This is a genomic window from Isoptericola sp. NPDC060185 (genome assembly GCF_042728595.1).
Classification (GTDB): Bacteria; Actinomycetota; Actinomycetes; order Actinomycetales; family Cellulomonadaceae; genus Isoptericola.
Window position 1 is genome coordinate 40,115 of the sequence record NZ_JBHWYY010000029.1, and the last position, 9,947, is coordinate 50,061.

Sequence of the window (9,947 nt, forward strand, 5' to 3'; positions counted from 1 at the left end):
TCGCACCGACGGGCGGTCCTGCTTCGGCAGGGCCGCCCGTTCGTCGTTCTCGGAGGCCCGCCCGCCGGGGCTCGCCGCCCGGTACGCCACGGCTCGTGACGGTTTCGCCCTGGACGGTCGCGAGTGAAAGAGTGAGGGCGTGGCAGACTCCGATCCCGTGACCGACCGGCCCAGCGCGCACGAGCCCCGACCGACCGACCCCGCGGGCGCGGGTTCCGGCGACGGGTCCGGCGGCTTCGACGCCGTGGTCGGACCGGGCCGGCCCGCCCCGGCAGACGGCCCCGCGCCGAGCCGCGGCAGGAGCGGCGGCCTCGGCGTCCTGCGCGAGACGGCGATCATCGTGATCAGCGCGCTCGTCCTGTCGTGGCTCATCAAGACGTTCCTCGTGCAGGCGTTCTTCATCCCCAGCGGGTCCATGGAGGACACGCTCGAGATCGGCGACCGTGTGATGGTCTCCCGGATGGTCCCGGACGTCTTCGACGTGCACCGCGGCGACATCGTGGTGTTCAAGGACCCGGGGGGCTGGCTGCCCCCGTACGAGCCGCCGGAGCGCGGCCCGGTCGGCCAGGCCGTGACGAACGTCCTGACCTTCGTCGGGCTCATGCCGCAGGAGACCGGTGACCACCTGATCAAGCGCGTCATCGGCCTGCCCGGCGACCACGTGAAGTGCTGCGACGACCAGGGGCGCGTGACCGTCAACGGCGAGGCCATCGACGAGGAGTCGTACATCAAGCCCGGCTCGGTGCCGAGCGAGCTCGACTTCGACGTCACCGTGCCCGACGGGATGCTGTTCGTCATGGGCGACAACCGGCAGAACTCGGCGGACTCGCGCTACAACACCGGCAAGCCCGGCGGCGGTTTCGTGCCCATGGGCAACGTGGTCGGCTCGGCGTTCGCCACCGTGTGGCCGCTGGGCGACGCGACCCTGCTGCGCAACCCGGGCGACGTCTTCGCGAAGGTGCCGGAGCCGTGACCTCGCTCGTCGAGCAGCAGGACGGCGCACAGGCCGCCCGCGCGCTCTCCGGCCCCGAGTCGCTGCGTCGTCCGACGCCGCCGCGCCGGCGCACGGCGAACGCCGGCGCCAAGCAGCGCCGAAGCCCCACCCTGCGCCAGGAGCGGTCCCTGCTCACGGGCGGGGCGCGCCTCGTCGCGGGCATGGACGAGGTGGGCCGCGGCGCGCTCGCGGGCCCGGTGAGCGTGGGCGTGGTCGTGGTGGACGCCGCCACGCGGACCGCCCCGCAGGGGCTGACGGACTCCAAGCTCCTCACCCCGGCGGCGCGGGTCGCCATGGTGCCCCAGCTGCAGCGCTGGGGCGTGGCGTGGGCCGTCGGTCACGCCGGTCCCGCGGAGATCGACGCGCACGGCATCGTGGCCGCGCTGCGGCTCGCCGGCCGGCGCGCCCTGGCGCAGGTGCGGCGCACCTGCGGCGACGTGGACGTGGTGCTGCTCGACGGCTCGCACGACTGGCTGAGCCGCGGCGACGTCGACCTGTTCGAGGCGACCGACCTCGACCCGGCCCTGAGCCCCGACGTGCCCGAGCCAGCCGTGCGCACCCTCGTCAAGGCGGACCTGCAGTGCTCGTCGGTCGCGGCGGCGAGCGTGCTCGCCAAGGTGGAGCGCGACGGCCTGCTCGTGCGCCTCGCCCGTCAGTACCCGGCGTTCGCCTGGGACCAGAACAAGGGGTACTCCGCCCCCGCGCACCTCGAGGCGTTGCGCAGCCACGGGCCGACCCCGCAGCACCGGCGGTCGTGGAACCTGCGCGCGCTCGCGGACGACGGCGGGGCCGGGGCCACGGTTCCCGGCGCGCCCGCCGTCACGCTCGACGGGGAGCTGGCCGATGGGATGATGGCACCGTGAGCGCCGAAGACCTCGAGAACTACGAGACCGACATGGAGCTCGCGCTCTACCGCGAGTACCGCGACGTGGTGGGCCTGTTCTCGTACGTCGTGGAGACGGAGCGGCGGTTCTACCTCGCGAACCAGGTGGACCTGCAGGTGCGCTCCGCAGCCGGCGAGGTCTACTTCGAGCTCCGCCTGGCCGACGCCTGGGTGTGGGACGTGTACCGGTCCGCGCGGTTCGTGAAGTCCGTGCGCGTGGTGACGTTCAAGGACGTCAACGTCGAGGAGCTCGCGAAGGCGGAGCTCGCCCTCTGACCGCCCCGCGATGATCTCACCGCGGTCGTGCGGTGGTCGGCGGTGGTCCGCGGTGAGGACGCCGCGAAGCGGGCACAGGCTCCGACGCTGCCCCCAGGCTCGGCGCCGTCCACAGCCGCGCCCGGCCGGCTCCGGGCCGTCCGCCCCGCCGGGAGGCTGTCCCGCGGAGGTGGTTCGATGCGGGCGAAGGACGCCGTCGGGCAGTACGGGGAACGGGTGGCCGCGCGCCACGTCGAGGCGCAGGGCCTGCAGGTGCTGGAGCGCAACTGGCGCGGAGCGGGCGGAGAGCTCGACCTGGTCGCGCGCGACGGCGACGTGCTGGTCGCGATCGAGGTGAAGACGCGCCGGGGCACCGCGTTCGGGCACCCGGCCGAGGCGGTGACGCCGGAGAAGCTCGCGCGCGTGCGGCGGCTCACCGGGCAGTGGCTCGTCGAGCACCGCGACGTACGGTGCCGCGAGGTGCGGGTCGACGTCGTCGCCGTGGTGCTGCCACGGTCGGGCGCCGCCCAGGTCGAGCACCTGGTCGGGGTCCTCTGATGGGGCTCGGGACGACGGCGTCGGTGGCTCTGACAGGGCTGAGCGGGCACCTGGTGGAGGTGCAGGCGCAGCTCGCGGCGTCCGTGCCGGGGTTCACGCTGGTCGGGCTGCCCGACACCGCGCTGCACGAGTCCCGCGAGCGGGTGCGGGCTGCCGTGCTCTCCACGGGCATCAAGTGGCCGCACCGCAAGATCACGGTCAACCTCTCGCCCGCGTCGCTGCGCAAGTCGGGCTCGTCGTTCGACGTCGCGATCGCCGTCGCCGTGCTCGCGGGGGACGGGGCGATCCCCGCGGCCGGCCTGGACCGGGTGGTGCACCTGGCGGAGCTCGGGCTGGACGGGCGTCTGCAGCCGGTCCGGGGCGTGCTGCCGGCCGTCGCGGCCGCGGTCGAGGCAGGCTGCCCGGACGTCGTGGTGGCGGCGGGCGACGCGGACGAGGCACGCCTCGTGCCCGGCGCGCGCGTGCACGCGGCCGCGACCCTCGCCGAGGTGGTGCTGCTGCACGGCGGGGACCTCGCCGAGGTGCCGGTCCTCGACGCCGTGCGCCCGTCCCGGCAGCCGTCGGTGCGCCGGTCGTCGGGCGACCTGTCCGAGGTCGTCGGCCAGGCGCAGGCGCGCATGGCCCTCGAGATCTCCGCCGCCGGCGGGCACCACCTGCTGCTCGTGGGACCGCCGGGGGCGGGCAAGACGATGCTCGCGGCGCGGCTGCCCGGCATCCTCCCGGACCTCACGCCCGCGGAGGCGGTGGAGGTGACCTCGGTGCACTCGGTGGCGGGGACGTTCGACCCCGGGAACGGCCTGATGACCAGGCCCCCGTTCGAGGACCCTCACCACACGGCCACGCCGGCGGCGATCGTCGGGGGAGGGACCGGCCTGGCGCGTCCTGGCGCCGTGTCGCGGGCGCACCGGGGCGTGCTCCTGCTCGACGAGGCGCCCGAGTTCCCGTCCCGGGTGCTCGAGACGCTGCGCCAGCCGCTGGAACAGGGGGAGCTCGTGCTGCATCGCTCGGGAGGCGCCGCGCGCTATCCGGCCCGCTTCCAGCTCGTGCTGGCGGCGAACCCGTGCCCGTGCGGGATGGCGTCGGTCAACAAGGGGCTCGACTGCGCGTGCACGCCGACGGCGAAGCGCCGGTACTTCGGCCGGCTGTCGGGCCCGCTGCTCGACCGCGTGGACCTGCAGGTGGACGTGCAGCCCGTGACCCGGGCCGAGCGGACCGATCGTGCGTCGGGGGAGTCGTCGGCCCAGGTCGCGCACCGGGTCGCTGTGGCCCGCGAGAGGGCGCGCGAGCGGTTGGCCGACACGCCCTGGTCGACCAACGCCGAGGTCTCCGGGAAGTGGCTGCGGGACCGCTCGCGGGGGCCGGGAGTGCTCGCCCCGATCGAGCAGATGGTGGACCGGGGCGTGCTGAGCCTGCGCGGGGCGGACCGCGTGCTGCGGATCGCGTGGACGATCGCGGACCTGGCCGGCCGCGAGGGCCCGACCAGCGACGACGTGTCCACCGCCGTGACGATGCGCACGCGAGGGCACCATGGCTGAGCCCGTCGTCGACACGCCCCGGAACGGCGCGGCGCCCGCCCGTCCTGCGGGGACGGTGTCCGCACCTCGCGCGGCGGGACCGTCCACCGTGCCGTTCGACGTCGCCGATCCGCACCTCGCCCGGGCGGCGTGGAGCCGGCTCGCCGAGCCGGGAGACATGGTGGCCGGGGCCCTCGTGGCGCACCTCGGCGCGGGGGAGGCGCTCAGCTGGGTCGTCGACGCGGTCCGTGACCCCGCGCGCGCCCTGCGCGGCTCGGCGCTCGACCCGCTCGGCTCGGACGTCGCGGGGGACCGGCTCATGGAGGGCGTCGCGCGGTGGGCACCTCGCCTCGACCGTCTCGACCCCCGGCGCGAGCTGCGTGTCCTGGAGCGGCTCGGCGGCACGCTCCTGATCCCCCAGGACGCGCGCTGGCCCGGTCGGCTCGCCGACCTCGGGGCGGAGGAGCCGTTCGCCCTCTGGGTGCGGGGCGACCCGGATCTCGCGACCCTCGCCGAGCGTTCGGTCGCGGTGGTGGGGGCACGGGCCTCCAGCGCCTACGGCGACCAGGTGGCGTCGGGGATCGCGGCGGAGCTCGCCGACCGCGGGTTCACGGTGGTGTCGGGCGGCGCGTACGGCATCGACGCCGCGGCCCACCGCGGGGCGCTCGCCGGCGGAGCTGCGACCGTCGCGGCGCTCGCGGGCGGCGTCGACCGCTTCTACCCGCCGGGCAACGCCGACCTGCTGCGTCGGCTGGCCGACGGGGCCGGGGCCGTGATCAGCGAGGTGCCTCCCGGGTCGGCCCCCTTCCGGCAGCGGTTCCTGGCGCGCAACCGGATCATCGCCGCCGCGTCGTGCGCCACGGTGGTGGTCGAGGCTGCGTGGCGGTCGGGCGCGCTCAACACGGCCCGGCACGCGACCCGGCTGCTGCGCCCGCTCGGCGCGGTTCCCGGCCCGGTGACGTCCGGGACGTCGACCGGGTGCCACATGCTCCTGCGCGACGGAGCGGCGGTCTGCGTGACCGACGCCGCGGAGGTGGCCGAGCTCGCGGGTCCGTACGGCACGGGCGGCGCACCCGACGAGGCGGGTCGGCCCGACGGCGCGGCCGCTCCGGGGGGAGCCGGGGACGGAGCCGCGCCCCGGGGTGGCCGGCCCGAGGCGGTCGACGGGCTCGACGAGCGCGCGCGGCGGGTGTGGGACGCGCTGCCGGCACGGTCGTCCGCGGCGCTCGACTCCCTGACGCGGTCGGCGGGGCTGTCGGTCGCCGAGACGCTCGCCGGGCTCGGGACCCTCGAGCTGCACGGGCTCGCAGGGCAGGACGGCGGGCGCTGGAGCCGCGGGCCGCGGCGCCGCGGCCCGCGGCGGTGACCCGCGCCGCGGCGCGAGGGGCGTGCGGAGTGCTGCAGGCGGCGCGCGGAGGCGGTGAGGGGAGCTACGGGCAGCGCGCGGAGGTGGTGAGGGGCTACGGGCAGCGACTGGAGGAGGCGAGGGGAGGCGCGGGCAGGCTGCGCGCCGGGAGGAGGGCGCGGCCGGGCCGGACGGGCTGGCGTGCGGAACGAGACACGCGCGCCGCCCTCACCCGCCTCGCGGCCCCTCAGGGGCACACTGACCTGGGTGGACACCGATCCTGACCTGCCGCCGCTGCCGGCGCAGCTCGACGAGGCGCTGGCCCGCTTCGACGAGTTTCTCGAGGTCCAGCGAGGCCATTCGGCCCACACGCGCCGGGCCTATCGGGCGGACGTGGGTTCGCTGCTGCGGTACGCCGTGCGCCACGGGGTGACGGACCTTCCCGGCGTGGACGTGGCGATGCTGCGCGGCTGGCTCGCCACGCAGGCCGAGCGCGGGCTGGCGCGGGCCACGATCGCCCGGCGCGGCGCCGCGGCCCGCACGTTCCTGCGCTGGGCCTACCGAGTGGGCCTGGTGGCCGGCGACCCGACTGCTCGCCTCGCCAGTCCGAAGGTGCCCCGCACGCTGCCGACGGTGCTCAGCGCGGAGGCCGCGTCGGCGCTGCTCGACGCCGCACGCGAGACCGCGCACGCCGCGGAGCCCGACGACCGACCCGCGGCGCTGCGCGCCTGGGCGGCGGCGGAGCTGCTGTACGGGAGCGGGATCCGGGTCGGCGAGCTCGTCCAGGTGGACGTCCCGGCCGTCGACCTCACCGAGCGGCTCGTGCGGGTGCTGGGCAAGGGCGGCAAGGAACGGGTCGTGCCCTTCGGGGTGCCCGCGGCGCGCGCCGTGTCGGAGTGGCTCGCGTCCGGCCGGCCGGCGCTCGTTCGGCCGGGCTCCGGTGCCGCGCTCCTGCTCGGCGCGCGCGGCGGACGGTGGGGGCAGCGTCAGGTCCGCGACGCGGTGCACCTGCTGGCCGCGAAGGCCGGGGTCGAGGACGTCGCCCCGCACGCGCTGCGGCACTCGGCGGCCACCCACCTGCTGCAGGGCGGGTCCGACCTGCGGTCCGTGCAGGAGGTCTTGGGGCACTCGGACCTCGGCACCACCCAGCGGTACACCCACGTGGACGACGAACGTCTCCGCAAGGTGTTCGTGCAGGCCTTCCCCCGCGCCTGACCGGGCGCCCGAGCTCCCCCGCCGCCGCGCGCTCGTCCTACGCGCCGCGCCGGACCACCCGGTAGCGCAGCGACGTGCGGGCGCCGACGTCCTGGACGCTCACCTTCTCCAGAGTGGTGCCTGGCGGCACCGATCCCGGACCGTCGCCGAACAGGCGGACGCCCCCGCCGAACAGGACCGGCACGACGTCCACGGCCAGCTCGTCGACGAGCCCGCCGGCCATGAGCTGGCGGAACAGGTTCGCGCCGCCGATGAGGCTCACGTCGCGGTCGCCCGCCGCCTCGACCGCGCGCGAGACGGCCTCCTCGACCCCGCCCGTGACGAACGTGATCCAGAGCCGTTCGTTCCGCTTCGGCGCGACGGGCGGCGGCTCGTGCGTCACCACGAAGATCGGCACCTGGTACTCGTAGCCGTCCGCGTATCCGTCGGGGTCCTCGGCGAGGTCGTAGGTGCGGCGGCCCATGAGCACCGCGCCGGTCTCCTCCTGCAGCTGCTGCATGTACGCGGTGCTCTCGGGTGAGCCGAAGTCCGCGTACAGGGCTCCGAAGTTCCCGCCGGCGTCCTGCACGTACCCGTCCAGCGACACGGTCGCCCCCGCGATCACCTTGGCCATGACATCTCCCTCGTCGAGCGTGCGGTCGCGAGGAGAGACGGTCGCGCGGCGCCGTACTCATCTGTCCCGCCCTCACGGGCCGCCGGGGAGCAGGACGATCGGGGCGTCCTCGCCGACGAGCGCGAGCGGGTCCAGGTAGACCTCGCCGCGCAGCACGCCCCAGTGCAGGCACCCGGCAGGTGCGCAGTGCCCAGGGGTTCGGGCGAGCGAGCCGATCGTGTCGCCGCGGCTCACGGCGGTGCCGAGGTCGACCCCGGCTGTCACCGGCTCGAACGTCGACCGCAGGCCGCCGGCATGCGTGACCACGACGACCGGCTTGCCCGCGACCGAGCCGGCGAAGGACACGGTCCCGTCCGCCGGCGACCGCACGGGCTCGCCCACCGCCGCGGCGAGGTCGACGCCGCGGTGCCCGGCCTGCCATCGCTCGGCCGGCGGGTCGAACTCGTGCAGGACCGGACCCGGCACGGGGCGCGCCCAGCCGCCGCGCGGCGCCAGGTCGCCGGCCAGGTCGCCGGCCAGGTCGCCGGCCAGGTCGCCGGCCAGGTCGCCGGCCGCGTCGCCGGCCGCGTCGCCTGCGGGGTCGCCTGGGGGGTCGCCTGGGGCGCCTGGCCCCGCGCTCGCGGGGACGCCGGCGGGGCTGGTCGGCACAAGCGCGTGGCCCGCCGCTGCCGCCGGGACCATGGCCGTCGTCGTCGCGCCGACCGTGCCCGCCGCGTCGGTCACACGTGTCCACTCCGCCACGGAGCGCCCGGCGAGCTGCAGGCCGGTGCCGGTCGACCAGGTCGTGACGGGAGCACGGACGCCGCCCCGATTGCTGGCGCCCGCATCGAGGCCGCCCCCGACGACGACGGCCGCGGCGCCGAGCAGCAGCGCCAGCCCGGCGAGCAAGGCCACACGGGCGGCCCCGCGTGCTGCAGGCCAGCCCGGCACGGACGCGTCGGCCGGGGGCAGTGGCGTCGGCGACGAGGCGTGTGTCGGCGTGGAAGCGTGGGGTGGCGTGGAACCCGGAGCTCGTGGCGCGTTCGGGCGGGGGAACGGTGCGCCGGGGGCGGAAGTCATGCGGGCAGCCTGACCGGGCCCGGCCGGCGGTGGTGCGGCGGCGTTCGTCGCTGTGGACGAAGGTGTCCTGGGGGCAGGCTCCGATCCGGGCGATCGCTGGGGGACGGCGTCGGCGACGGGCAGCACCCGCGGGCGGCACCGGGTGTGACGAGGCCGGTCCGGGGAGCGCCGGATCGCCCCTTCCCGTCGGGTAGACTGGTGGGTGCGATCGGCTTGTGCCTCGCCCCCCGACCTCTCGGTGTTTCGTGTCCGTCCTCGACGGTCCCGGCCCGCCGACCGGGTGGTGCGGAACGAGCAGGTCGACATCGCGCGTCACGTACGCGCCCCGCGTCCCGGTCCGCCGGTCGCAGGGTGCGGCCGCGTCGGCAGCGGTCCGAGCCCGGTCTCCCGGGAGCGGTGCCGGCCCGGCGTGACGCCAGGGGTGGTGGGCCAGATGCCCGTCACCGACGAACCGAGTACCGCGACCGGACTCCTGCCGAGGGTGCAGGGCCGGTCGCCTGACGCGCGTGCCGCCCGGATGATCCGGCGCACGCGGCGAAAGGACGTGTCATGGCCGTCGTGACCATGCGCCAGCTCCTCGAGAGCGGTGTCCACTTCGGGCACCAGACCCGCCGTTGGAACCCGAAGATGAAGCGCTTCATCTTCACCGAGCGCAACGGCATCTACATCGTCGACCTCCAGCAGTCGCTGTCGTACATCGACCGCGCGTACGAGTTCGTCAAGGAGACCGTCGCCCACGGCGGCACCATCCTCTTCGTCGGCACCAAGAAGCAGGCGCAGGAGCCGGTGGCCGAGCAGGCCGCCCGCGTCGGCATGCCGTACGTGAACCACCGCTGGCTGGGCGGCATGCTCACCAACTTCACCACCGTGCACAAGCGCCTCCAGCGCCTCAAGGAGCTCGAGGAGATCGACTTCGACGACGTCGCCGGCTCCGCGCTGACGAAGAAGGAGCTCCTCGTCCTGCGCCGCGAGAAGGACAAGCTCGCGCGCACGCTGGGCGGCATCCGTGACATGGCCAAGACGCCGTCGGCGGTCTGGGTCGTGGACACTAACAAGGAGCACCTCGCCGTCAACGAGGCCCGCAAGCTGGGCATCCCCGTCGTCGCGATCCTCGACACCAACTGCGACCCCGACGTCGTCGACTACGCGATCCCGGGCAACGACGACGCGATCCGCTCCGTCACGCTGCTCACCCGCGTGATCGCGGACGCCGCGGCCGAGGGCCTCATGCAGCGCCACTCGGGCAAGAAGGGCGAGGCCGACCAGACCGCCGAGGCCGAGCCGCTGGCCGAGTGGGAGCGCGAGCTCCTGGCCGGTGCCGAGGCCGCGCAGGCCGAGGCCCCCGCCGCCGATGAGGCCGCGACCGAGGCGCCCGCCGCCGAGGAGACCGCCACCGAGGCGCCCGCCGCCGAGGAGACGCCGGCCGCCGAGGGCGAGCAGGCCACCGAGAAGTCCGAGTGTGTCTGCCGACCATGCGATGTGCCTCCTTCGGGCGCTGTGCGAGACAGCGG

At 75.8% G+C, this 9,947-nt stretch carries 10 protein-coding genes; 8 read left to right on the forward strand and 2 right to left on the reverse strand.

Annotation, left to right across the window (positions count from 1 at the left end):
* Window positions 1-139: 139 nt before the first annotated feature.
* The 7 genes from lepB to ACFWDO_RS11635 all read left to right on the forward strand — a co-directional run bounded on the left by lepB (window position 140) and on the right by ACFWDO_RS11635 (window position 6,764).
* Complete coding sequence (gene lepB, locus ACFWDO_RS11605; protein ID WP_380324056.1) at window positions 140-973, forward strand: signal peptidase I; 834 nt, start codon at window positions 140-142, stop codon at window positions 971-973.
* The gene (locus tag ACFWDO_RS11610; RefSeq protein ID WP_380324053.1) at window positions 970-1,857 is read left to right on the forward strand and encodes a ribonuclease HII; all 888 of its coding nucleotides are present in this window, start codon (window positions 970-972) and stop codon (window positions 1,855-1,857) included. Before lepB ends, ACFWDO_RS11610 begins: the two co-directional genes overlap by 4 nt.
* Entirely contained in the window at window positions 1,854-2,153 is a 300-nt protein-coding gene (locus tag ACFWDO_RS11615; RefSeq protein WP_380324050.1) for a DUF2469 domain-containing protein, read from the forward strand. The genes ACFWDO_RS11610 and ACFWDO_RS11615 overlap by 4 nt, the downstream gene beginning before the upstream one ends.
* Window positions 2,154-2,330: 177 nt before the next feature.
* On the forward strand, window positions 2,331-2,690 hold the full coding sequence (locus ACFWDO_RS11620; RefSeq protein WP_380324047.1) for a YraN family protein: 360 nt from the start codon (window positions 2,331-2,333) through the stop codon (window positions 2,688-2,690).
* Window positions 2,690-4,225 (forward strand): YifB family Mg chelatase-like AAA ATPase, encoded by a 1,536-nt coding sequence (locus ACFWDO_RS11625; RefSeq protein ID WP_380324044.1) that lies wholly within the window; start codon window positions 2,690-2,692, stop codon window positions 4,223-4,225. The genes ACFWDO_RS11620 and ACFWDO_RS11625 overlap by 1 nt, the downstream gene beginning before the upstream one ends.
* Complete coding sequence (gene dprA, locus ACFWDO_RS11630; protein ID WP_380324039.1) at window positions 4,218-5,570, forward strand: DNA-processing protein DprA; 1,353 nt, start codon at window positions 4,218-4,220, stop codon at window positions 5,568-5,570. Before ACFWDO_RS11625 ends, dprA begins: the two co-directional genes overlap by 8 nt.
* A gap of 246 nt (window positions 5,571-5,816) precedes the next feature.
* On the forward strand, window positions 5,817-6,764 hold the full coding sequence (locus tag ACFWDO_RS11635; protein ID WP_380324036.1) for a tyrosine recombinase XerC: 948 nt from the start codon (window positions 5,817-5,819) through the stop codon (window positions 6,762-6,764).
* Window positions 6,765-6,801: 37 nt separating this feature from the next.
* Here ACFWDO_RS11635 and ACFWDO_RS11640 read toward each other — a convergent pair whose 3' ends face one another.
* On the reverse strand, window positions 6,802-7,377 hold the full coding sequence (locus ACFWDO_RS11640) for a dihydrofolate reductase family protein (protein ID WP_380324033.1): 576 nt from the start codon (window positions 7,375-7,377) through the stop codon (window positions 6,802-6,804).
* 72 nt (window positions 7,378-7,449) lie between these two features.
* Window positions 7,450-8,271, reverse strand: a complete 822-nt coding sequence (locus ACFWDO_RS11645; protein ID WP_380324030.1) for a murein hydrolase activator EnvC family protein — start codon at window positions 8,269-8,271, stop codon at window positions 7,450-7,452.
* A gap of 714 nt (window positions 8,272-8,985) precedes the next feature.
* Here ACFWDO_RS11645 and rpsB point away from each other — a divergent pair.
* The coding region (gene rpsB / locus ACFWDO_RS11650) for a 30S ribosomal protein S2 (RefSeq protein WP_380346954.1) at window positions 8,986-9,947 on the forward strand (962 nt) is incomplete at its 3' end.